The sequence below is a fragment of the Methanocorpusculum labreanum Z genome, assembly GCF_000015765.1.
GTDB lineage: Archaea > Halobacteriota > Methanomicrobia > Methanomicrobiales > Methanocorpusculaceae > Methanocorpusculum > Methanocorpusculum labreanum.
In genome coordinates, this window is the sequence record NC_008942.1 from 1352442 (window position 1) to 1373887 (window position 21446).

32 protein-coding genes and 1 tRNA gene are annotated in these 21446 nt (G+C 55.1%); 10 read left to right on the forward strand and 23 right to left on the reverse strand.

What is annotated here, in order from left to right; genetic code table 11:
* Position 1: 1 nt before the first annotated feature.
* The 3 genes from MLAB_RS07005 to MLAB_RS07010 all read right to left on the reverse strand — a co-directional run bounded on the left by MLAB_RS07005 (position 2) and on the right by MLAB_RS07010 (position 2293).
* Positions 2-1036 (reverse strand): C45 family autoproteolytic acyltransferase/hydolase, encoded by a 1035-nt coding sequence (locus MLAB_RS07005; protein WP_011833693.1) that lies wholly within the window; start codon positions 1034-1036, stop codon positions 2-4.
* Positions 1033-1197: a hypothetical protein gene (locus tag MLAB_RS09880; RefSeq protein ID WP_187146110.1), complete on the reverse strand. Its 165-nt coding sequence runs from the start codon at positions 1195-1197 to the stop codon at positions 1033-1035. The genes MLAB_RS07005 and MLAB_RS09880 overlap by 4 nt, the downstream gene beginning before the upstream one ends.
* 112 nt (positions 1198-1309) lie before the next feature.
* Complete coding sequence (locus MLAB_RS07010; protein ID WP_011833694.1) at positions 1310-2293, reverse strand: hypothetical protein; 984 nt, start codon at positions 2291-2293, stop codon at positions 1310-1312.
* A 255-nt stretch (positions 2294-2548) separates the two neighbouring features.
* On the opposite strand from MLAB_RS07010, the gene MLAB_RS07015 reads away from it, so the two are divergent.
* Positions 2549-2836, forward strand: coding sequence for a hypothetical protein (locus MLAB_RS07015; RefSeq protein ID WP_011833695.1), 288 nt, complete (start codon positions 2549-2551; stop codon positions 2834-2836).
* On the opposite strand, the gene hcp is transcribed toward MLAB_RS07015, so the two are convergent.
* The 6 genes from hcp to MLAB_RS07045 all read right to left on the reverse strand — a co-directional run bounded on the left by hcp (position 2805) and on the right by MLAB_RS07045 (position 7785).
* Positions 2805-4442, reverse strand: coding sequence for a hydroxylamine reductase (gene hcp / locus MLAB_RS07020; protein ID WP_011833696.1), 1638 nt, complete (start codon positions 4440-4442; stop codon positions 2805-2807). The genes MLAB_RS07015 and hcp overlap by 32 nt on opposite strands.
* Before the next feature lie 151 nt (positions 4443-4593).
* Positions 4594-5265, reverse strand: coding sequence for a fructose 1,6-bisphosphatase (locus MLAB_RS07025; RefSeq protein WP_011833697.1), 672 nt, complete (start codon positions 5263-5265; stop codon positions 4594-4596).
* A gap of 2 nt (positions 5266-5267) precedes the next feature.
* Positions 5268-6152, reverse strand: coding sequence for a class 1 fructose-bisphosphatase (locus MLAB_RS07030; protein WP_048062092.1), 885 nt, complete (start codon positions 6150-6152; stop codon positions 5268-5270).
* Positions 6153-6315: 163 nt separating this feature from the next.
* A complete protein-coding gene (locus MLAB_RS07035; RefSeq protein WP_011833699.1) occupies positions 6316-7002 on the reverse strand; it encodes a hypothetical protein in 687 nt (228 codons plus the stop codon).
* Positions 7003-7114: 112 nt separating this feature from the next.
* A complete protein-coding gene (locus tag MLAB_RS07040; protein ID WP_011833700.1) occupies positions 7115-7453 on the reverse strand; it encodes a hypothetical protein in 339 nt (112 codons plus the stop codon).
* Positions 7454-7701: 248 nt separating this feature from the next.
* Positions 7702-7785, reverse strand: a tRNA-Leu gene (locus MLAB_RS07045).
* Positions 7786-7862: 77 nt separating this feature from the next.
* Here MLAB_RS07045 and MLAB_RS07050 point away from each other — a divergent pair.
* A complete protein-coding gene (locus MLAB_RS07050; protein WP_048062093.1) occupies positions 7863-8015 on the forward strand; it encodes a DNA helicase PriA in 153 nt (50 codons plus the stop codon).
* A gap of 9 nt (positions 8016-8024) precedes the next feature.
* Here the strand turns inward: MLAB_RS07050 and MLAB_RS07055 are convergent, their stop codons facing one another.
* Positions 8025-8300 carry a DUF1922 domain-containing protein gene (locus tag MLAB_RS07055; RefSeq protein ID WP_011833701.1) on the reverse strand — a complete coding sequence of 92 codons (276 nt, stop codon included), beginning with the start codon at positions 8298-8300 and terminating at the stop codon, positions 8025-8027.
* A gap of 96 nt (positions 8301-8396) precedes the next feature.
* Between MLAB_RS07055 and MLAB_RS07060 the strand changes: the two genes are divergently transcribed.
* From MLAB_RS07060 to cofE, 4 genes are read left to right on the forward strand one after another with little or no spacing between them, the layout of a single operon-like run.
* Positions 8397-9134 (forward strand): coenzyme F420-0:L-glutamate ligase, encoded by a 738-nt coding sequence (locus MLAB_RS07060; RefSeq protein ID WP_011833702.1) that lies wholly within the window; start codon positions 8397-8399, stop codon positions 9132-9134.
* Positions 9135-9800 carry a HisA/HisF-related TIM barrel protein gene (locus tag MLAB_RS07065; RefSeq protein WP_011833703.1) on the forward strand — a complete coding sequence of 222 codons (666 nt, stop codon included), beginning with the start codon at positions 9135-9137 and terminating at the stop codon, positions 9798-9800.
* Positions 9794-10390, forward strand: a complete 597-nt coding sequence (gene tmk / locus MLAB_RS07070) for a dTMP kinase (protein ID WP_011833704.1) — start codon at positions 9794-9796, stop codon at positions 10388-10390. The genes MLAB_RS07065 and tmk overlap by 7 nt, the downstream gene beginning before the upstream one ends.
* A gap of 39 nt (positions 10391-10429) precedes the next feature.
* On the forward strand, positions 10430-11203 hold the full coding sequence (gene cofE, locus MLAB_RS07075) for a coenzyme F420-0:L-glutamate ligase (protein ID WP_011833705.1): 774 nt from the start codon (positions 10430-10432) through the stop codon (positions 11201-11203).
* Positions 11204-11230: 27 nt separating this feature from the next.
* Here cofE and MLAB_RS07080 read toward each other — a convergent pair whose 3' ends face one another.
* The 12 genes from MLAB_RS07080 to MLAB_RS07135 form a co-directional block, all read right to left on the reverse strand.
* Positions 11231-11608, reverse strand: coding sequence for a prefoldin subunit beta (locus MLAB_RS07080; protein ID WP_011833706.1), 378 nt, complete (start codon positions 11606-11608; stop codon positions 11231-11233).
* Positions 11609-11611: 3 nt separating this feature from the next.
* On the reverse strand, positions 11612-11842 hold the full coding sequence (locus MLAB_RS07085; protein WP_011833707.1) for a KEOPS complex subunit Pcc1: 231 nt from the start codon (positions 11840-11842) through the stop codon (positions 11612-11614).
* Positions 11839-12240, reverse strand: coding sequence for a hypothetical protein (locus tag MLAB_RS07090; RefSeq protein ID WP_011833708.1), 402 nt, complete (start codon positions 12238-12240; stop codon positions 11839-11841). Before MLAB_RS07090 ends, MLAB_RS07085 begins: the two co-directional genes overlap by 4 nt.
* Positions 12237-12368 carry a DNA-directed RNA polymerase subunit P gene (locus tag MLAB_RS07095; RefSeq protein WP_011833307.1) on the reverse strand — a complete coding sequence of 44 codons (132 nt, stop codon included), beginning with the start codon at positions 12366-12368 and terminating at the stop codon, positions 12237-12239. Before MLAB_RS07095 ends, MLAB_RS07090 begins: the two co-directional genes overlap by 4 nt.
* Before the next feature lie 4 nt (positions 12369-12372).
* On the reverse strand, positions 12373-12657 hold the full coding sequence (locus tag MLAB_RS07100) for a 50S ribosomal protein L37ae (protein WP_011833709.1): 285 nt from the start codon (positions 12655-12657) through the stop codon (positions 12373-12375).
* Positions 12658-12716: 59 nt separating this feature from the next.
* Positions 12717-13418 (reverse strand): ribosome assembly factor SBDS, encoded by a 702-nt coding sequence (locus MLAB_RS07105; RefSeq protein WP_011833710.1) that lies wholly within the window; start codon positions 13416-13418, stop codon positions 12717-12719.
* Between the two features lie 8 nt (positions 13419-13426).
* A complete protein-coding gene (gene psmA / locus MLAB_RS07110) occupies positions 13427-14245 on the reverse strand; it encodes an archaeal proteasome endopeptidase complex subunit alpha (RefSeq protein WP_011833711.1) in 819 nt (272 codons plus the stop codon).
* A gap of 2 nt (positions 14246-14247) precedes the next feature.
* The gene (locus tag MLAB_RS07115; protein ID WP_011833712.1) at positions 14248-14691 is read right to left on the reverse strand and encodes an Rpp14/Pop5 family protein; all 444 of its coding nucleotides are present in this window, start codon (positions 14689-14691) and stop codon (positions 14248-14250) included.
* Positions 14688-15332: an RNase P subunit p30 family protein gene (locus MLAB_RS09435; protein WP_011833713.1), complete on the reverse strand. Its 645-nt coding sequence runs from the start codon at positions 15330-15332 to the stop codon at positions 14688-14690. Before MLAB_RS09435 ends, MLAB_RS07115 begins: the two co-directional genes overlap by 4 nt.
* A gap of 23 nt (positions 15333-15355) precedes the next feature.
* Positions 15356-15940 (reverse strand): 50S ribosomal protein L15e, encoded by a 585-nt coding sequence (locus MLAB_RS07125; protein WP_011833714.1) that lies wholly within the window; start codon positions 15938-15940, stop codon positions 15356-15358.
* Positions 15941-16076: 136 nt separating this feature from the next.
* Positions 16077-16553: a cyclic pyranopterin monophosphate synthase MoaC gene (moaC, locus tag MLAB_RS07130; RefSeq protein ID WP_011833715.1), complete on the reverse strand. Its 477-nt coding sequence runs from the start codon at positions 16551-16553 to the stop codon at positions 16077-16079.
* A gap of 1 nt (position 16554) precedes the next feature.
* Positions 16555-17931: a bifunctional ADP-dependent NAD(P)H-hydrate dehydratase/NAD(P)H-hydrate epimerase gene (locus tag MLAB_RS07135; protein ID WP_011833716.1), complete on the reverse strand. Its 1377-nt coding sequence runs from the start codon at positions 17929-17931 to the stop codon at positions 16555-16557.
* A 62-nt stretch (positions 17932-17993) separates the two neighbouring features.
* Between MLAB_RS07135 and MLAB_RS07140 the strand changes: the two genes are divergently transcribed.
* Genes MLAB_RS07140 through MLAB_RS07155 form a run of 4 tightly spaced genes read left to right on the forward strand, consistent with a single transcriptional unit; the run spans position 17994 to position 20884 of the window.
* Entirely contained in the window at positions 17994-19391 is a 1398-nt protein-coding gene (locus tag MLAB_RS07140; protein WP_011833717.1) for a single-stranded-DNA-specific exonuclease RecJ, read from the forward strand.
* Positions 19324-19818, forward strand: a complete 495-nt coding sequence (locus MLAB_RS07145; RefSeq protein WP_011833718.1) for a PUA domain-containing protein — start codon at positions 19324-19326, stop codon at positions 19816-19818. The genes MLAB_RS07140 and MLAB_RS07145 overlap by 68 nt, the downstream gene beginning before the upstream one ends.
* Complete coding sequence (locus MLAB_RS07150) at positions 19815-20153, forward strand: nascent polypeptide-associated complex protein (RefSeq protein WP_011833719.1); 339 nt, start codon at positions 19815-19817, stop codon at positions 20151-20153. The genes MLAB_RS07145 and MLAB_RS07150 overlap by 4 nt, the downstream gene beginning before the upstream one ends.
* The gene (locus tag MLAB_RS07155; protein ID WP_011833720.1) at positions 20150-20884 is read left to right on the forward strand and encodes a methyltransferase domain-containing protein; all 735 of its coding nucleotides are present in this window, start codon (positions 20150-20152) and stop codon (positions 20882-20884) included. Before MLAB_RS07150 ends, MLAB_RS07155 begins: the two co-directional genes overlap by 4 nt.
* A 42-nt stretch (positions 20885-20926) precedes the next feature.
* On the opposite strand, the gene MLAB_RS07160 is transcribed toward MLAB_RS07155, so the two are convergent.
* On the reverse strand, positions 20927-21355 hold the full coding sequence (locus MLAB_RS07160) for a hypothetical protein (RefSeq protein ID WP_011833721.1): 429 nt from the start codon (positions 21353-21355) through the stop codon (positions 20927-20929).
* Between the last annotated feature and the right edge of the window lie 91 nt (positions 21356-21446).

Consider the following 21446-nt stretch of genomic DNA (forward strand, 5'->3'; position numbering starts at 1 on the left):
CTCACATCGCAAACAGCGGAGCGAGTTCCACCTTCTGCCAGTCCAGATCGATCACCTTCATCCACAGGGTCCGGGTCGCCGGAACGAATACCACCTGGTGGTTCGAAGAGTACGGGTATCCAAAGAGCTCCGAGTGACGGAAGGTCGCCCCGTCGTCGGTCATGAGCACATCGCGGATCTGCATCATTTCTTCAGCATCGATCGACCCCTTTGCCGCCTCCGCCTGACTCAGCAGATTCGCATATCTCGTCAGCGAGTGTTCTCCGGGCGGGGTCGTCAGATCCCAGCTCGGGTCGACGAAGTGGTTCGCCGCGGCAACGACCCCGTCCCCGATCCGAACCTTCGTTTCGTTAAGCCCGACCTCAAAGACGTATGCTCCATCCGGCCCTCCGACATCCACGATCCAGGCAACATCCGGACGGGTCGTCAAAACACCCGTCTTCAAACCGTCAAGATCCGAGTAATCGAGCATCAGGCGGAAGAACTCCGATATCAGATCAGGGCGGTCATCCTGGCCGACGGGAGCGAGACCCGAGTTGTCGTCTGCAATAAAGAGACCGGCGCTGTTCATCAGCGTCTCGGGGCGGGAACCCGCCGGGCCGAAGGTTGCAACACCGTTGCTTCCGTCCGTCGGCCGGCACACGGCAAGCACGTAATACGGATTGAACGGATCCAAAAGATCGGGAAGGTCCCAGTTCCGCGAAAGGACGACCGATCCGTCCGTTGTATAAGTATCCCAGACGGCGAGATAGGAACAGCCGGCCGGCATCGAGATATACAGGGCCGGACCGTAGTAGAGAATCGAAAGGTCGGCCTCCGAAAGACCGGTCGTCTCGGCCATCCCGCGGGTGATCTCCTTCATCCGCTCGGGCTGGAATTGTGTGCCGGCTGACGCATACCAGCGGAGATAATCGAGGGAATATCCGCGGTCTTCAAGGGTTTTTGTGAGCATGGCATACTCAGACAGCAGTTCGGTTTTCATCAGACCGCCGTACTGCCTGCCCATCTCCCGATACGAGCCTTCAAGCAGGATCACGGTGTAGTTGCCGGCAAGATACGCTCGCCCCCTTCAAAGGAAGAGACAAAGGTCATCTCGGGGTTGTCCGGAGGCGAAACGGAGGTCGATGTTATACATCCGGGTGCGATAATGAGAGAGAAAAGCAGCACAATAAGGAATAGCGGTTTTTTCAGAATCATATGACCACTCCACACACAGTCATTAGAGGAATACTCGCACGTGCAAGTATATTATCTCTCCTGACGGGAAAAAGTGAAAATTATTTCCTGAAAAAGGACCGGAGGTTGATGATCACTGCCGGCTACGCTCCAGTATCCGCCGGCACAAAAACGTCAGATACAAAGACGGCTGTTTCTTCTGCCCGAAATCCCATCCCTTGAACTTCTGATAGACCGACTCGGGCACGAACAGTCCGTCCTCACGCATTTTACCCCGGATGACTGCCGTCATTTCACGAAAACCCGGATCCTGCCGGACAAAATCGAATCTGCTCAACACATCCGCAACGCTCACGATATCATACCAGAGAGCAGGAGCCTTCAGTTTTCTGAAATCGGTCCCCATGTAAAACATGTACGGATGGACCTCGAGACTTCGCTCCCACAACGAGAGAAGACCGTCTGCCAGACCTTTTGCCGTTTCGCTGTCCCGATATTCAGGGATTTCAGACAGCAGTCGGAGCATGATCAGCGATGCATACGGGCAGTTGTCGCTCTTTTTTCCCGGGCCGCGAAACCTGCCAAGCTCTTTTGAGACCACGCAGGGAAACCCGTCTCCGGCAAAAAACCCGAGAAGATACGCGACACCCTGCCGGATAGAGGCCTCGTAATCGACGCCGGCTCTTACCAGAGCAAGCAGGAGAAGGGGTGCGTCGCACAATGCCCAGCCGAAGGTGTCCTCGCCGCTTCCGCCGAAGTGCCGGGGGATGTTGATCTTCGACTGATACACGCCGTTTTCGTCTTTGTGCGCTAGAATGGCCTCCACGGCGGCGTTGATCTCCGGGACCTCGACGCCAAACCCCAGATCCAGAAGAAACAGCAGTTTATGGATCGGGAGGCCGGCATTTTTGTGACTCGTCACCAGGACGCCGTGGAAGTCGGCGATATCCCGGATAAGAGCCTGGATCTTTGGATCCGCCAATGCCCGGTCGTGAAGATCGGTCAACGACGAAGGGTCTTCCTGCAGAACCGTCGATCTCGCGGCATACTGCAGCCATGCCTCCCCGTCACGCAAAAGATCGGCAGTATATCCGTCTCCTTTTTCCTGTGCATTCATCAGAGAACTCCTTCATTTTAGTACCGCGATACTGCCACATAAAACATCTGACGGATCGGGGGGATCGGGGGGATCGGGGGAACCGCCGGCATTCGGGAACACAAAAAATCCGGTTTTTGTAACCCATCTCTCTGAGTGACAACGGGGGTTTTCCCTCTCCCCCGGGCATTATCGCACCACGCGGTTTGGGATTTATATCATGTCGGGTCGTAGCTTGATTACACATTCCGGGGGTCCCCGGACAGGAGGTCAGATATGATGAATGATATTCCCCCAACACTCCAGGAGCAGCTTACTCCGTTATTTTTCAAAAAGGACGTTTATTCAGGGAAGCTCTGCGAAAAAGGAAAGGAGATCCGAAGGCTCCAGCTCGAACTGATGAAGGAGGGGCAGCCTGCCGAAGAACTCCTGAGACGCTCCAGAAGTCTGATCGAGGAAGCGACTTATCTTACCACGAAACTGAGAGCTCTGGAGCGGGAGATCGACGGCGTTTTGACCCAGGAACTGCTGATCACTGGCAAGAGGGAGAGGGCGGAGGGATGATCCCAAGACTCACCATATCCTCCGCCGGCGTCGAGATCAGCTGAACGTCGAACTTCTTTACGAGCATGTTCAGCACGTCCGGCGACAAACATGCCGGCAGATTTGGTCCGATCATGATGTTTTTGATGCCCAGCGCCAGCAGAACCAGAAGCACCAGGATCGCCTTCTGCTCATACCACGCGATATTGAATGAAAGCGGGAGGTTCTCCACTTCCACATGCAAAGCCTTTGCTAACTCCTGAGCGATCACCACAAGAGAGTACGAATCATTGCACTGCCCGGCATCCAGAACCCGGGGGATGCCTTCGATATCGCCGAGACCAAGACGGTTATACCGGTACTTCGCACACCCTGCCGTAAGAATGACCACGTCGTTTGGCAGCGCCTTTGCAAACTCCGTGTAATATTCACGCTCCTTGTGCCGGCCGTCGCATCCCGCCATCACGACGAAATGTCTGATCTTCCCCCGCTTCACGAGATCGAGGATCTTTGGAGCGAAAGCAAGTACCGCGTCATGACCTGCGCCGGTCACGAGATCCCCGCACTGCAGATCACTCGGCGGACCGCACTTCTTTGCACAGGCGATGATCCGGGAAAAATCCTTCGAGCCGTCCGGCTTCTCCGGGATATGGACGGCGTTTGGAAAACCGACCGACCCGGTCGTAAAGATCCGGTCCCGATACTCAGGCGGCGGAGGGACAAGACAGTTCGTCGTAAACAGGATCGGGCCGTTGAACTTGGGGAACTCCTTCTTCTGGTTCGCCCAGGACGTCCCGTAGTTTCCGATCAGATGAGGGAACTTCTTGAAACACGGATGGGCATGGGCGATCAGCATCTCGCCGTGGGTGTACACGTCGACGCCGGTCCCGCGGGTCTGGCGAAGCAGCAGAAACAGGTCGCGAAGATCGTGACCCGTCACAAGGATGCCGGGATTTGTGCCGACCCGGCCGCTCACCGTCGTGATCTCGGTCGGACCGTAGCGTTTGTTCGCCGACTCGAGAAGTGCGAGCACGGTCGCTCCGACCTTCCCGCATTCCATGACCAGAGCCGCACGCTCCCCAAACGAGTGCTTCTCGAACCGGGAAGCCAGACCCTTATAGATGAAGTTCACGACTGCCGGATCGGTCATTCCAAGCACCTCGGCATGCGAGTAGTAGGCGGCGATGCCCTTCAGACCGAACAACAGGAGGGAAAACAGGGACCGCTCGTTGTCGTCCTCGATGGAACGGAGCCCGATCCCTCCGCCAAGCGTGACGATCTCCTCTCTGGATTGCGGGATCCAGGAACATGCCGGCGGCTCTCCCGGGACCGGCCGATAGGCATCCCGAAACGCGATCGCCGCATCCAGATATGCGGCGAACCGGGATTCATCGAAGTTCACGTTCGTCAGGGTCGCAAACAATGCCTCGATCACCAGCCGATCCCGCTCCGGTTTCTCCGGCGGGAGCTTCGCTTCCTTTGGCTGATGGATCTTCCGGTAGGCGATCCCTGAGAGAACAAAGTTCACGGCATCCTGATAACAGGCCGTATCGTTCGTTTTACCGCAGACGCCTGCGGCCGTGCAGCCGAGGTTTTTGGCGGTTTCTTCGCACTGCTGACAAAACATTCTGATCTCCTCTCTGCTCAATTCATGAGCTTTCGATAGGTGAAAGATGGCGCGCGAAGTATATATAGATTCACAATGGCGAAAAAATGAACGGCAAATCAAACAATTTGTCAAAAACGGCGGACAAAAAATAGATTTGAGATTCGAGCCGTTACTCGGCGTGCTGGTCGGAAGCACGGAACCGGGGGGCGTCAAAGAGCGGCGTATCGAAAAGATCCACCGGGCCGGCAAGCCTTCCGTCACAGAGCGAAAAGCCGAGGCCGACCACCGGGATGACGGTTGTCCGGACATTCGACGAATCACAGAGACTCACAGGGCATACGCCCTGCTGATTTACACCGCGGCGGGCGAACCTCTCGCAGAACGCCGCAACGGACGGGAACTCGCCCTCGGCACGTGCGAGGAAGAGAACCCCGTCCACGATACAGGCATCGTCTGAGTCCCGTCCGGGGGTCATGACCTCGCCCCATGGCATGACGTCCGACCCGGCGAGAAACAGGAGAAACGGCTCGTTCGCCCTTTCCGGGATCGTCATCCGGCAGACCGACACCGGGGCGGCATCACAGAACAGATGACGTTTTTGTGCGAGTTCCTCGGCTGCGGAGAAGACCGCGGCAATAAGCGTGTCCGGCAGAACATCCGGATCATGCACCGCGATCAGGACCAGCCGGTCGGCCGTGTGGGTCACGAACGAGTCGGTGAGGATCCCGCCTTCCGCCTTTTTGAGCATCTTTGCCGCCGTCTGGAGGATATCGGGGAAGACCCGGGTCGTCCCGGAGACCCCGCCGACCGGCTTTGCAAAGACCGAGACCGTCGTGTGCATGTTCAGCGAATCGCCTCGATTTTCGCGATCATCCCTTTGCTGCCGACATACACGGGCGTTCTCTGATGAACCTTTGTCGGGACGATCTCAAGGGTCGAAGACTCGCCGTTCGAGACTGCCCCTCCTGCCTGGACCGCGAGGAAACCGATCGGGTTGATCTCGAAGACCAGCCGCAGTTTCCCGGACGCGGACTTCTTCGTCGCCGGATAGGCATACACGCCGCCGTACTCCAGGATCTGGTGGAAGTCGGCCACGAAAGAGCCGGAGTACCGGTTCTTTCCGCCTTCGCACTCGATCGCATTCATGTACTGAATGTGTTTCTCGGTCCACTCGGGCCGCAGACCGCCGCTTCCGCAGAGCGTGCCTTCCGGAATCCTCACATTCTCTTTTAAGAGAACGTAGGTGCCTTCCTCATTCATCGCAAAGATCGAGACCCCGTTCCCAAGCGAGATCGTCAGCGTCGTCAGCGGGCCGTAGAGCATATAGAATGCGGCGCGAAGCTTGTTACCCGCCTGAAGAACGTCGCCTTCATAGATCCCGACGATCGTCCCGACGGTCAGATTTACCTTGATAAGCGAGGAGCCGTCTAGGGGATCCATCACGACCGAATACTTCGCAGAAGGAGACATCTCGGTGATATCCTCCTGTTCTTCGGAAGCAATGGAACGGACAAGCCCGCTTTCCTGGAGAACTGAGGTGATCCTGGTGTCGGCCCAGGTGTCCATCTCGGCCTGATCCTCGCCGGAAGAGTTCGTGGAGCCCGCATAATTCTGGTTGCTGATAAACGCGGAACGGATCGGTCCTGCCTGGTCCGCGATCATCATGATTATTTTTCCCAAATCCTCAGGGGCATGTGAGGCGGAAAGATACTCCTGCAAGGTTTTCATAGTATCTATGATATGCGTGCTGGAGGCAAAAAAACGTATCCTGAACGAAGGAACGAAACCAAAAACTGAGCCTCTCACCCAGCGAATCGAGATCCGTGGAAAGAAAAAAAGAGGCCGCCGGGTTATCCGGACCCGGTCCCGCGGCGGCAGAAATGGGCCTGGCTTATGCCAGAACTTCGGAGACGACAACGGACCATTCGCCGTCGCACATCACATTGAGCAGATAGTTGTCGGACTTGGTGATTGGGACAACGATCGTGTCATTGTAGGTTCCAAGGTGGTAGGCAAGCGGCTCTTCGAACGTGTTCGTTGCATCCATGACCGGGTTGCCGTCATAATCCATCAGGCAGACTCCAATTGCGGTGTTGTTCGTCGCTTTGATCGCAAAAGAGACGTTGCCTTCATTGATCATGAAGAAAGGCGTGGCTGCATTCCCGATACCGGTAAAGGTCTGGGGCGGGACGCCGTCGATCTGCTGCGGGAAGGCAAACTCTGCTTTCCAGTCGCCGGTTGCATTGATCACCAGCGTCGGATTGGCGTCGGTCAGCAGAGCATAGGTCCAGACCCATCCGTCTGCGGTTTTGGCAGCTGCTGCCGCGGCGTCGGTGTATCTTCCCTCAATAAAGGTTTCTGTCTCTTTCGTTTCAACAGAGACGGCGGTGATATTGGCCTGGGTTATGGTGACGGTATAAACGCCGGCAGGGAGTTCGGTTGCGATGCTTTCGTTTCCGGTCCCGGAAAACGAGGTGCCGGGCGTTGTAGTGGGGGTTCCAACGCAGCCTGCCGTGATGACCAGGCCGACAAGGGCCAGAGCCAGCAGAAGCGCCGGAAATGTGAAGGTCTTTCTCATAGCGAGTATATCTGCTGGAAGAATATTTTAGAGTTTGGAAAGAATCTCTGGACTAGAGGGGGCAAAAGATGTGGTAAAAATGCTTTTTAGGTAAAAACGGGAAGATCCCGTTTTATGTCCCAAAAGGAGGGGTTTCTCCGTCTGTGCCCGGAGATTGGAGTGATTCATCGAATGCTGTTGGATCTTCGGTGTTCCTGAACCACGCTGCTATGTCCTCACTGACCGTTTCAGTCTCCTCGGTCTCAATTAGATCATCTCTGAAGAAAGGACTCAATTCAGCATGTTCAGGGAGTTCCTGCTGAGTTGTGATACTGACATGCAGGATGTGGACATCCCCATTGAATGGATTTTGCGCAGTAACACTGATCTCTTCCTCGTCGATTGCAGCGACGGGAATGATCAGACACATTGCTGCACACAATAGTGCCAGTATTTTAGAGAGAGTATTCATGATGTGCGGTTCCTGAGTGTTTACTGATTGTTTATTTGGTGTTTATTTACCGGTCTCCCGGCAATACTATTATTCAACGCACATGTAAATAATCATTTACATTTTGTTTTGTAAAATATACATTTACAGGTGTAGCCGTTCAGCAAAAAAACGCCGGATGAAACGCTGTGATAAGGGAAAACATTGTCGTGAAATTAGTGGGTCAAATGGGGAAAATCGGCTGAAAATATGATCCGGTAAAAGAGCAATGCGAGGGAAGGGATTCGAACCCTTGAACTCCTAGAGACAGGGTCCTAAACCCTGCGCCGTTAACCTGGCTTGGCAACCCTCGCAATTTTGACTGTAACATATTGACAGGAAAGGAAAAATAACCTTCGCATTAATCTAGGTGGATGAACAATAGTATTCTATGGTAGTTCAGCACACATGCGGCTTTAAACGCGAGATATTCTGTCGGGAGTGCGGCACCGAACTCGTTCAGGATTCACGGGGAAAACTCTACTGCCCGCGGTGCGGACGGCGGCTTGCGATCCTCTGTCCCCACTGCGGAAAACTCTGGTAGACACGGCCCTTATGCGGCCGGACCGTTGAGCCATTCCACATACTTCTCCCGGATCAGGTCGACCTCTTCTCTTGTCAGGTCGAGACGTCCGGTATGGGAAAGATACCGTTCAACCTCTTTTATGAGCACTTCAGCCTCGGAGAAGTCGTCCACCTCCAGATACACCGGCACGTTCCTCACCGAGATCACTTCCCCGCAGACCGGGCAGAGCTTCCACTTGCCGTAATAGTCGGTGTAGGTAAACTGATGACAGCCTGGGCAGCGGATCACCCGATAGGTACTCATAGATAGTAATTGATGATTGGCGCAGAGAGTCAAAAAGATTGCCCCCTCGCATCAAACCCGTGCTTTTATTAGCCGGCAGGTAAATATGAAGAGTCTATGTCAGTTCAGGTAACGGGAATTTCCGGAATCCCGCTCATTCAGAAAGGCGATGATCTCCCGGCAATAATCTGCAGAAATACCACGTTCGAAGACGAGGATATCCTTTGTATAGCATCAACGATCGTTTCGAAAGCAAAAGGGTATACCCGCGCTCTCGCAGATATCACCCCTTCGCCGGATGCCCTGCGGATCTCCGGCCTCACCAAAGAAGACCCCCGGTTCATCCAGGCGATCCTTGATTCATCCACCGAGATCATCCAGGAGTATCCGTTTATCCTCTCCGAAGTCCCCTGCGGCCACGTAGGTGTGCGCGCCGGTGTGGACAATAGTAATATAGAAGGCGAAAATATCATCATCCTTCCAAAAGACCCCTCGGCCGAGTGCAGAGAAATACGTGACTCAATAAAAAAGATCACGGGAAAGAATGTCGGCGTCATCGTGACCGACACCTGCGGCAGGGCATTTCGCCGCGGTCAGTGCGGAAACGCTATCGGCTGGGCAGGCATGACCGCGATCCGTGACTTTAGAGGCGACCACGATCTGTTCGGTCTGGAACTCGAAATCACGGAAGAAGCGGTCGTCGATGAGATCGCCGCCTTCTCCAACTTCATTATGGGGGAGAGCAACAACGGGATCCCGGCCGTGAAATTTTCCGGCTGCGGTACCTGGAAAGGCCACGACTCGCTCTACTTCACCAAAGAAGAAGACCTGATCAGAAAGGCTATGAAACGATAAATGAAGGTCATTCTCGCAATGGACCTGATGGACGGGTATGTCGTCCACGGGAAAAGCGGCAACCGGGATCATTACAAGCCCCTGACCTGGGGGCTTTCCCCCTCGGCCGAGCCGCTGTCGTATCTTTCGGTGATGAAGCCGAAGTACGCATACGTGGCCGATCTTGACCGGATCGGGATGTGCGGCGATCACACCGAGACGATCCTGCGACTCGCATCGATTCCGGAGAAGCTCTGGGTCGACAGGGGATGCAGTATCCCGGAGGAGTATCTCCCGGGGGTTGCGAACATCATCGGGACGGAAACGGCTGATGCCCCCTTCGAAGAGTTCACCGGCGGATATCTCAGTGTCGATGTAAAGGACGGAAAGGTCATCCCCGACGGGCTTGACCCGGTCGAGGTGATCCGCGAGGCCGACAAATACGCCTTTGACGGGATCATTCTCCTAAACATCTCCTCGGTCGGTACCGAATCCGGGATCGATCTGGATTTTGCAAAGCGGATCAGGGCGGCAACGAAAAAACCGCTCCTCTACGGAGGAGGGGTGAACACGCTGGATGATCTTCGCACCCTCTGCGATGCGGGGTATGACGGCGTGATCATCTCGACTTCCGTTCACAAAGGAAAGATCCCGGTGGAAATCGTGCAGGAGGGAACATTTTGCTGATCACTCTTGAGGGAATCGACGGAGCGGGAAAATCCACGCTCTATGAAGGTCTCAAAACACGGCTCCAGGATCTCGAACCGGTGTTCACCAAAGAACCGGGCAGCCCTCTCGTGAATTCGGCGGTCCGTCGTGAGATCGGGGCGAACAGGGATCCGTTCGCGGAGGCCACGCTTTTTGTTGCCGACCATGCAGCACATCTTGCTCAGGTCGTGCTTCCGGCGCTCGAAGAAAAGAAACTGGTCATCTCGGACCGTTACTCCGACAGCAGGTTTGCCTACCAGCAGGTCTCGCTCATCGGGATCGTGCCAGATCCAAAAGCATGGCTCACCGCGGTACATGCAGGCTGGTCGGTCCGTCCGGACCTGACGATCCTTCTTTTGATCTCTCCCGAAACGGCGATGAACCGGCTTCACGAGAGACCGGGAAAGGAGCACTTCGAGGACCCGGCGTTTCTCGAGGAAGTCCAGAAAAAATATCTTGAACGGGTAACCGAGGACCCCGAACGCTTCCTTCTGATCGACGCCGCCCAGGAGCCGGAAACGATCCTTGACTTCGTCGAGAAGAGCATTCGGGCACTTCCCCGACAGTGACCTTTTTTCCATACGAAAGCTGATAAGAGTACAGGACGTATGTATCCCCACATGTCGGGTTTCTTTTCCGTTTACGGGATTTCCACAGGACTGCTCGTATCCGGCGACGATATAATTGACCGGGTCATCAGTTCTCTGAAAGACACCGAGGCTAAATCAATAGAAAACGGCGACATTCTGCTTTTTGCCGAGTCGCCGCTCTCCACCACCGAAGGCCGCAATATCAGGCTGGACGACATAACACCGTCTGCCGAGGCATACCGGCTTTCGGAGAAGTATCATCTCGACGCCCGGCTTGCCGAGGTCGTCATCCAGGAAAGCGATACGATCGTCGGCGGTGTCCCGGGATACCTCCTTGCCGGAAAATGGGACCTTATCCTCCCGAACGCCGGCGTGGACGAGTCGAACGCCCCGGACGGGTGGGTCACCCGCCTCCCGGCAGATCCGGAAGCAAGCGCCAAACGACTGCGTGACGAGATCAGGGAACGCACCGGAAAAGATACCGCGGTCATCATCATCGATTCACGGACCCATTCGATGCGCCTTGGGGTATCGGGGGTCGCCATCGGCTGCTCCGGGATCCAGCCGATTTCGGACGAGCGGGGAAAACCAGACCTTTACGGAAACAAACTGCAGGTCACAAGAAGGGCGATCGCCGACTCTCTCGCCTCGACCGCCGAACTTCTGATGGGAGAGGCCTCCGAGGGGGTCCCGGTCGTTCTTGTACGCGGATACCCGTACATCAGATGCGAAAACTGCAGAATAGAAACGATACCCGCCGAAGAGGATCTCTTCCTCAATCTCGGCAAATAATTTTTTTGTAAATTTGGTAAAAAAAAGTTACTGGGCAGCAGGGACGCCGCCGCTGATTGCTTCCTGGATCTGCTTCTGGAGCTGCGCTGCTTTGGTGGTCATTGCCTTCTCCTGCTTGTCGAGAGAACCGATGCGGAGTTCAAGGGAGTCGACCTTCTCTTCGAGTTCCGCTTTGACGGCAGCCTTCTGTTTCTGGATCAGAATGGATCCAATCGCCGAGTAGATCACGGAATCGTCTGCCGCGGCCTCGATCTCTTCAAGAGCACGCTTCGTTTCACGGAGCGTCATCTCATACTGCATTTTCTGGGACGATACCTGCTGAAGCTGCTGCTGGATCTGCTGGAACATTCCAAGCTGCTGCTGGATCTGCGGCGGGATTCCCGCCGCCTGCTGGGGTGCTGTCATTTTTTACAACTCCAATACTTCGTGGGATACATTAACCAACCGCAGCCACATATTGAGGGACGCACGAAGAGACGCCGCATCCTCCGCTTCCACCTGGAGTGTCACGGAAGAGTCGCCGCAGGTGAGCCGCACGTTGGATTTTTCCCCCGGATCGCTGACGGTTTCCGGGGCGAGAACTTCATACAGTTTTGCTGCAAACGGGGTTTCAAAGACAAAACATGCTGCGTGGTTCATACCATGACCTGCAGGACATACTGCCTTTTCTGGGTGCCGCAAAAAACGATAGGACCGTCGGCGTTCTCATCATAGGTGATGGGAACATGCGGCGAAAGGTAATCGAACAACTCCTTTTCCCGGGTGAAAAACCCTTTGGCAAAGATGCCGGTACGTTCGGATTCGGTGACCTTGGTTATCAGCATGGAAAAGACGAGAGAGTCGTTGACCATCAGATCGAAGACGGGACCTTGCCGTTTTGAACCCGACAGAAAAATAACGCGGGGGTCATCCCCCCCTATATCATGAACTCCAGCTTTCCCGCGCTGAACAAACGGAAAGTCCAGAGCAAAGGCGATCTCCTTTGCCAGTTTGCGGACTTCCGGAGCCGGTTTGCGCGATGAAGTTACAATTGTCATCTGGCTTTCAGTTCTTTCGTGCCGGCTCCGCGGGCCTTGAAAAGAATACGGTGACCGCAGTAGGGGCAGCGGATGTTCGTACCGATCTCAACCAACTGTTTACAGCGGGCGCACTTATAAGCAACCATTGGGTTATACTCCTTTGGTCTCGATAGTACGAAGAACGACCTTGAGGCCGGGGGTCTGCGGGACGTAGGCGCCGCCTGCGTATTTGTATCCGCATTTTCTGCATTCCCAGATGCCGGTTCCGACACGCTTTACAGCGATCGTATCGCACATCGGGCACAGGTGCTTCGCGCGGGAGATCTTCTCGCTCTCATTGACCATCTTACGGCAGAAACGGCCGTATCTCGGACCAAAGCGTCCGGCGCTGCCGGTGACGCGTCCTTTTGCAACATGTTTACTCTTGGATGCCATTTTTTATTCCTCCAGAAATATCTAGTAATATTCGTTCTTAGTTGTTTTAATAGTATGCGTTACTCAAGTATCTTGAGCTGAGCATCGCCTTTCGCCGCAGCGTTCGCCAGATTGAAGAACTCTTCCTGCATGCCGGCAGGGATCGTCACGACGCAGATCCAGGACCCGTCGTTCTGCCACTCGTTTTTATCCATAGTGACATACGCCGCGCCCGAGATGGCCGCATACGCTCTGGCTGCAAAGTCCATCGGGAATTTGGCGGCGATACGCCGTTCCTCGAACCGGATCGGAAGGATCGGGCGGAGCGCTTTTACGGCCTCCTTGACCAGATCGTCCACGGACTTGAAGGGATCGTAGTTTATGCGGACCTGATCCAGCGCCATCTCGATACGCATGACGGGATGCGGCAGACCGGTCTGCGGGTTCACGGCGTTTCGTGCGATGAAGGTGATGACGCGTCTGCGTTTTTCTTCAATCAGGTGACGGCGCTGCTCGGTCGTCAGATGGATTTCGCCTTTGAGAATGATATGTTTTGCGATCTCAGTAAAATCGGTGGTCTTGAACGCTTTGATCAGATCTTCGTCCGGGGACTTGTCTCCGCGCGAAGCGTTCTCGTATACATACATTGCTGCAACAACATCTTCGATGTCGAGATCCTCGCCGTGCCTCATTTTGTCGGCAAGTTCGGGATCAACCAACAGTTCAAATTTCAGCCCGTGTGTCTCCAGACGGGCGGTTACTGCATCATCAAGGGAAATCATAGATTAACTCACTCCTTTTTCGCAGGAGTCGTCTTGGAAAATTTGGCAACAGCTGCCTTTACTTCATCCACATTCAGTTTTCTAAATGCGATGGTCGATATTTTTGTTCCGTTCGCGGTCTCGCTCTCCTTTTTGGAGGAGTGTTTCTTGGAATACTCGCCTGCTATACCGATCTCGACGGTGTTCATATCGAACTTGCCTTCGGTCGCGGTGTGCAGGGCTTTAAGGCCAAGCAGGACGGCTTCTTCTGCCGAGCAGGTTTCTTTGTACTCCTGTTCGAAGAGTTTGATGACGGCAGGTCTGCCGATACCAATACCGGTGGCGGAGTACTCGAGAAGGGTTCCTGAGGGATCGGTCTCGAAGAGATGATACTTTGTACCGGTCGGTGACGACTCGGCACCGGCGATCAGAAGCGCCGTACCGTAAGGGCGTGCCCCGCCGAACAGGGTGTAGCTCTGCATGTGGTCGCAGAGTTTCTTTGCCAGCGTCTCCACATCGACCGGTTCGCCGTAGCTTACCCGGTTGATCTGAGCCTCGATCCGGGCACGGTCGACAAGGATCCGGGCATCGCCGACAAGGCCGGAGGAGGCGACACCGATGTGTTCGTCGATCCGAAAGATCTTCTCGATCGACGATGGTTCCAGAAGACGGGAGTTGACCCGTTTGTCAACGAGAAGTACGACTCCCGTCTTACATTTGATACCAACCGCGGTCGTTCCCCGTTTTACCGCTTCACGTGCATATTCAACCTGATACAGACGTCCGTCGGGGGAGAACATCGTGATGGCACGATCGTACCCGCCCATTTGATATTGTTGTGGCTGCATTGTTACTCCTTAATTATATCATCTCTAGTTAGATATCTATGCCCATTCTCTTTTGAGAGATTATTAACCTTCTTACCTGCGCACAAATACCCCGGATATGTGGTGTCGTCGATGCTTTCGGGGATCACCTTCTTTTTTAAAGAAAGGATCGTGCCGGATGTAGCGAGCGACCGAAATGACGCAGGTTCTCCGCAGACTTTGGTGACAACGGCCAAAGCGGCGATGAGGGACTGTTCGTATCCGCGGGTACATCTGGCGATCGCATACTCGCCCTCCGACCAGACGACGGCCGGGTGCATTTTTGCCGCCCCGGCGTCACCGAAAAGTGCGGAGACCGAATCCGCCATGGACCGGTACACCTCTTTTTGGGTCGGGTTCACCAGGGTGATGATGCGAAACAGGACGTAGCGCCGGTTTTCGCGAAGGGTCGGCGGAAGAACGCTCATGATTTCTCCTCCACGATCTCGACCGTCTTTTTCGGATAGAGGATTCCGTCAAGGGAGGAAAGAGCGGCGTTCGTCTCTTCCTTCGTCATGCCGAAGAGGGCGACTAGCGCAGTGACCTCCTGGATGTTTCTCTGCCCAAGACTATCGGATGCACCGCTGGCCAAAAGAAGCGGGAAACGGTACTTCCGATGGAAGGCGAGGATCTCGGCATACCGGGAAAGAGCCGCCCGCCGGGTCTTTGGATCGATGATCCGGGAAAGGTCGAGAACGACTCCGGTGTTCTGCTGCGCCGCCATCTTTGCCGTGATGTGATCGAATCCTCCTTTTGGAAGGTCCGCAATGCCGGTCAGAAGATGTACGCCTTTTGTGGTGATCGCCGTACGATTGAAACCGTTTTCGCCGGCCTGCACGAACACGACCGTCCCCGCAGGAGTTTTTCTGACGGCATCGAGGAATGCCTTTCCGGTCACTCTGCCGATCATTTTTCCTTTCAGGATCGAAACGCCGGCATACTCGGAGATGTCCTCTGAGGAATCACAGGCAATGATCCGGGAAAAACCGCAGGAAGCGGCGGTCAGAGCAAAGCGACGAAGCGTGGTGTTTGACGAGTCATTCGCATACACGCATGCGTCTGTTATCATAATGAGAAAAAATGAGAACCGGGTTATTTACCCTGATTCTTGTGGGAGGTAAGGCTTGGCCGGCACTTTTCAGTTCCGGTTCCGCGGTTGTGGAGACCGCGTGCCCTTCTTCCGGCGGAAGTCTTTCCACGGAACACACGTCCACGGGTGTCTGCGACCCATGCAAGGTTCTTGTCGGCGAGAACAGACGGGCTGTTTCTGTCAACAAGGATAACCTCGTAGTACTTGCTCTTTCCGTCCTGACCTACCCAGTAGGAGTTTAAAACTTCCATGTTCGGGTAGCGGGTTGCGGCGCGCTCTTCTGCGATGGACTGCAGGTTCTTGCCGGGGGTTGCTTTGCGCATTCCCATACGGTTGGTTCTGCGTCCGCGGATGTATCTCGATTTTCTGCGGCCACCACGGCGGATGGATGCGCGAACAACGATGATGCCCTGTTTTGCTTTATATCCGAGCTCCCGTGCTCTGTCGATACGGGTCGGGCGCTCAAGCCGAACAACGGCACCCTGACGGCGCCAGGTCTGCATTCTCTCCCAGAGGAGCTTCTTTACTCCGGACTCTGCGGGCTTTTTCCACGCGTCACGGACATATCCATACATTGATTTCGACATGTGTTGTTTCACCTCAGGTTCAGCCGTATCGGCTACATTCCTGTGATATACAGACCGCACCTTGATGCGGCTAGCTGTAAACTGTATATTATTGGAGCTATGTTGTATAAATACTCCGTGATGACCGAAGAGGTCTTCACTCAGGAGTGCCCTTGATCTTCTCTATAACGGAGATCCCGTCGATACGGGTCACCGGATACTGGCCTGCCTCATCCTTTTCCGCGGACTTGACCATGTCCCAGATCGTCAGAAGGGAAAGCGACACGCCGGTCAGGGCCTCCATCTCGATGCCGGTCTTCCCGTAGGTCTTCACCCGGCAGAACGCTTCGATGTACTCGTCCGTCTGTTCAAACCAGATCGTTACCCCGCCGACCGGGAGTGGGTGGCACATCGGGATCAAAGCCCAGGTCTGTTTTACCGCAAGCGTCCCGGCAACCTGAGCGGTCGCAAGCACATTTCCTTTCAGGACCCGGCCTTCGGCGATGGCCGCAAGCGTCTCCGGCCGCAGATAGATCCGCCCTTTGGCGGTCGCTTCACGAGATACGTCGGGTTTTGGCGTCACATCCACCATGTGGACTTCGTTATTTTCATTCAGATGAGTAAAAACCGGCATCTTATTTCTCCTTATACACTATGTATGCAAGGTGCCTCAGTAAATCGGTTGCGATTAGACCGTCCCCGGTGTCTTCATCGGCCAGCTCCCCGGCAAGTCCCGCGGCATGCACCGCGGCGCAGGCGGCCTCGAAGGCATCCATCCGGGCAAGAAGCCCGCCGCAGACACCGGAAAGAACATCGCCGGTTCCTCCCGTGGTCATGCCCGGAGCGCCGGACCGGTTGAACTTCACCCGGGAACCGTCCGAAATCACATCGACCGCTCCTTTCAACAGAACCGTCCCGCCGGCACGCTTCGCGGCTTCACGGACGATGATCCCCCGCTCACCGAGTTTCTCCGGCACGGGACAAAAGACCCGGGCAAACTCGCCTGCATGCGGCGTATAGATCGTCTGTTCCCGTGCTTTCGGCAGAGGATTACGCAGAAGATCGGCGTCCACCACCGCACGTTTCGCGGCTGAGACCACCTGCGAAGCCACCTCGAGACTTTCCGGATCGGCGCCGAGCCCGGGTCCGGCGATCACCACACCCGCGTTCTCTGCCAATGCAAGCAGACGGGTCAGATGTTCTTTGCCCACTTTGTTTCCCGGCAGTCTCTCAAGGATCAGATCGGGCATGAATCCGTCAACGGGAGCCGCCACGCGGACGACATCCGCACCCGAACGAAGGGCGGCGGTCCCTGCAAGGAACGGCGCACCCTGATACGGCCCGCCGCCGATCACGAGCACATAGCCCGCCCATCCCTTGTGCGCCCCGGCCGGCTTTTTCGGGACGGAAAGAAGGTCCCCCTTCCCGCAGAAAACCTCGGCGCCGAACGGAATCCCGATACTGTATACCTCGGCGCCCTCGGTTTTTGCGAGATGAAAAGCGATCACGCGGTCAGCCCGGCCGCCCGGCGTCGGCATATCGCAGGCGAGAACACGGCCTTTTGCCTCGTTCATCAGACCCACAAGGGAAGCATACGGTTCTTTCAGCGGCAGGGAAGCGCCGGTCCCAAGAAGGGCGTCCACGATAACATCGGCGGAGAAATCTTCGGCCGACCAGGAGGAAGCGAGTTCCACCGGGCAGCCGTCAAGGGAGGAAAACGCCGCCCGTGCCTCCGGCGTCTTCGGTTCACCGGTAAAGATCACCTTTACCGAATACTCCTTTGCGAGATGACGGGCACAGACGAACCCGTCTCCCCCGTTATTTCCCGTTCCGCAGAGGATAAGAACGGAAGCGGGACACTCAGATCGAACGGCGGCGGCGAGTACGGACCCGGCGCTTTCCATGCGCTGGGCTGCGGAGATTCCGTAATCATCCGCGTTATTATCAACAACCCGCATCGTCTCCGGCGAAACAACCCCGGACAACTCGAACTGAACCAGATCCCGCATCATATATGTTAGTGTGTGCCGCTCGGGTAATGATTTTTCCCCGGATACATCCCATCAGATAAGGAATGGGATTCGTTGAAGATGTCAGCCGTGCCGCAGAGATGATCCGGGAAGCGAATGCCGCAACCCTCATCTCCCATATCGATGCTGACGGGATCACCAGCGAAGCGATCATCTCGCAGGCGGTCTCCCGACTGGGTATCCCGGTAAACCCGGTCTTCGTTCGTCAGCTCGAACCGATGACGATGAAGTACATCCCAAACGACGACACGCTGAAAATCTTCACCGATCTTGGCGGGGGGCAGCAGAATCTTCTGGAAGAAGCGGGGATCCCGACAGATAAAGTCCTCATCCTCGACCACCATATTAGCCAGCCGGCACCCGGCGGGACCGAATACTTTCAGGTCAACTCCCAGTTTTACGGAGAGGAATACACAAAATGCAGCGCGGCGGGGATCACCTATCTCGTCGCAAGAAAGCTTGATTCGGTAAACAAGGATCTTGCAAAACTTTCCGTTGTTGGAAACGTCGGTGATATGATGGCCAGAGAAAACCGCGGCCTGATCGGCGTTGCCAGATGGATCGCAGAAGACGGAGCCGACTTTGGGCAAATCAAAATCACCCGCGGGTTGAATTGTTACGGTCTTTCAACACGACCTCTGCACGTCTGCCTCTCGAACTCCGACGACCCTATCATCCCCGGCATCTCCGGCAAACCGGCCGAAGCGGCCGCCCTCCTCTGCAGGACCGGGATCTATGAATCTCCGTCAGATCAGCGGCTTTGGGAGGAACTGTCTCCCGAAGAAGAAAAAATGCTGACGAGCGTTCTTGCCGAGCAGATGATCGCAAACGGGGAAGCACCGAACGGACTTGTTGCCGAACTCTACTTTTTCCCGGACGAGATGGAAAAGACGCCGCTGAGAAACGCCTCCGAGTATGCCACGATGCTGAACGCCTGCGGGCGGTGGACCAAACCGAAGATCGGCGAGGCGGTCTGTTTCGGCGACCGGGGACAAAAATACCGGGAAGCCGAACATATGCTCAGACATCACCGGTCCATCATCCGGGAACTCTGCGAGTACATTATCGAAACGGGCGTGGAGGACATCGGATCCATACAGGTGATCCACACCGGAGAGAAGTATCCGGACACGATAGTTGGGATCGGCGCAGGGATGGCCCTTTCAAAACTCGACACCGATAAGCCGATCCTTGTTATGTGCAGCGTAACAGACGAGCCGGACCTCATCAAAGTCTCGATGCGGACCTACGAAAAGATCCTGCGCAGAGGGGTCGATCTGCAGGAGGCGCTGGTCACGGCCGCTGCCGAGGTAGGGGGAGCAGGCGGAGGGCATAATATTGCAGCAGGCGCATATATCCCCAAAGGATGCGAGAATGATTTCACCAGAAGAGTTAACGAGCTTGTCGAAGGGCAGCTTACAGCGGGTCCGAAGGATCGCTGACTTCCAGTTCGGGCGCGGGGCAGGAGAAGCCCTGTTCCCGGATCAGGTCACGTTCTCGTACTCAAACACAAAAAGGGTACGGTACGTCAGCCTCGCAAAGGACAGGCTGGTCACCGTGCGGGCAAATGACGGACGATTCACACTCGGGTATCCCGGAGCGAGCGCCCTGCATGCATTTCTCCCGGCCCCTGCGAACCGTGTCGTGATCATGGAGGACGCGGTGCCTTTTGTTGCCGACGGCAAAAATGCCATGGCAAAACACGTAATTTCGAGCGACCCCAATATCCACGCAGAAGACGAGGTGTTCGTCGTCGATGAATCGGACAATCTGATAGCCACCGGGATGGCAATTCTTTCCGGAAGCGAAATGATCGGATTTAATTATGGAACAGCAGTAAAAGTTAGACAAGGAAGGAACAAAAAATGATGCCAGGAGTAAATCCCAAACAGATGAAAGCAGCGATGAAAAAGATGGGCATGAAGATGGACGAGATCGAGGACGTGACCAAAGTCGTCGTGTACACCCCGAACGGGAATTACGTCTTCGAGAATGCCCAGGTCGTCGGCATCACGATGCAGGGACAGACCTCGTATCAGCTTACGGGCGATGTTCACTTCGAAGAGGCCGAAGTCGAGATCCCCGAAACGGATGTGGAGCTTGTTGCCTCCCAGACCTCGGTGTCGCCTGACGTGGCCCGCGAAGCTCTCGTTGAGTGCAAAGGGGACATTGCCGAGGCAATTTTAAAACTGACTTCTGTATGATCGGACCAAACAGAATCATCGTCCGCGGAAACGGACGCGAGTATTATGTCAGGGCCGGCGAGGGAAAGCTCTCGACAGATCTTGGCATGATCGATCTTTCCGAGGCCGCTAATCTTGAGAGCGGAGACGTGATCCTGACCCATCTGGGTAAACCTTTCCACGTTTTCATCCCGAAAGCAACGGACTTTTTCTCGCACGGAAAACGGACCGGTGCTCCGATGATGCCAAAAGACATCGGGATGGTCATGGCATACACGGGAATGTGCCGGCGTGACCGCGTGCTGGATGCCGGAACCGGATCGGGGATCGCGGCCATCTTCTTCGGAGGATGTGCTGGATCGATCGTCACCTGCGAGGCACGACCCGAGTTTTCCAAAATAGCGGAAGGAAATATCCGGGACGCCGGACTCGACAACGTTGAGTGCAGGGCCTGCGATGTTCTGGAGGTCGACGACGGACCCTACGACATCGTGCATCTGGATATGCAGATCCAGCCCGAACATGTCAGACATGCATATTCCCTTCTGAAGATCGGCGGATACTTCGCGACGTATACCCCGTTTCTGGAACAGACTTTCTGCGTCATGGACACCGCCCGGGAACTCTTCGGTGAAGAGAATGTCCTGACCTTTGAATGCATGGAAAGGGAACTCACACGAAGCAAACGGGGAACCCGGCCTTCGACACGCGTTTCGCACACCGGCTACCTGACGGTCTGCCGAAAACTCTGAAATCTTTTTTTCAAAAAAGTGAGATGAGCAGACCTGCTCTATTCATACTTTCGTCAGCGAAACGGTCACTTTGTCCGGAGTAAGCAGTGTGGCCGAAGTGTTTCCCGTAAGAGTGAATGTATAGACGCCGAGGAGTTGAGCGTTCATGGAATATACATTGTCTGCTTTAACAATATCGGCGGAGATCGAATACTCGGAACTGCTGCTTGAGGATCCGTCTTTTATTAGTTTTACATAATCAACGTTCCCGGATGAGGAATCATACACGGTGATCGTGTATGTGATGGTTGTTTGTTTGGTGCCGTTCGTATCGGTCCATACACCCGTCCAGTTTCCAACTGCCTGATCAGAGGAGGAAGTTGTTGACGTCGGGACGGGGACACTTGGGGTGGTCTCGAAATAAAGACAGCCAGCAGAAGAAATCACCGCAAATAAAGACAGAATTACGAGAGATACATAAAGAAGTTTCATATCATCCTCTATAGGTATATCTCGCCATATATGTTTGTCTTTTTTCCCGGGGGGAATATCCATATCTTTTAGGAGAACCCATACTCTTTGT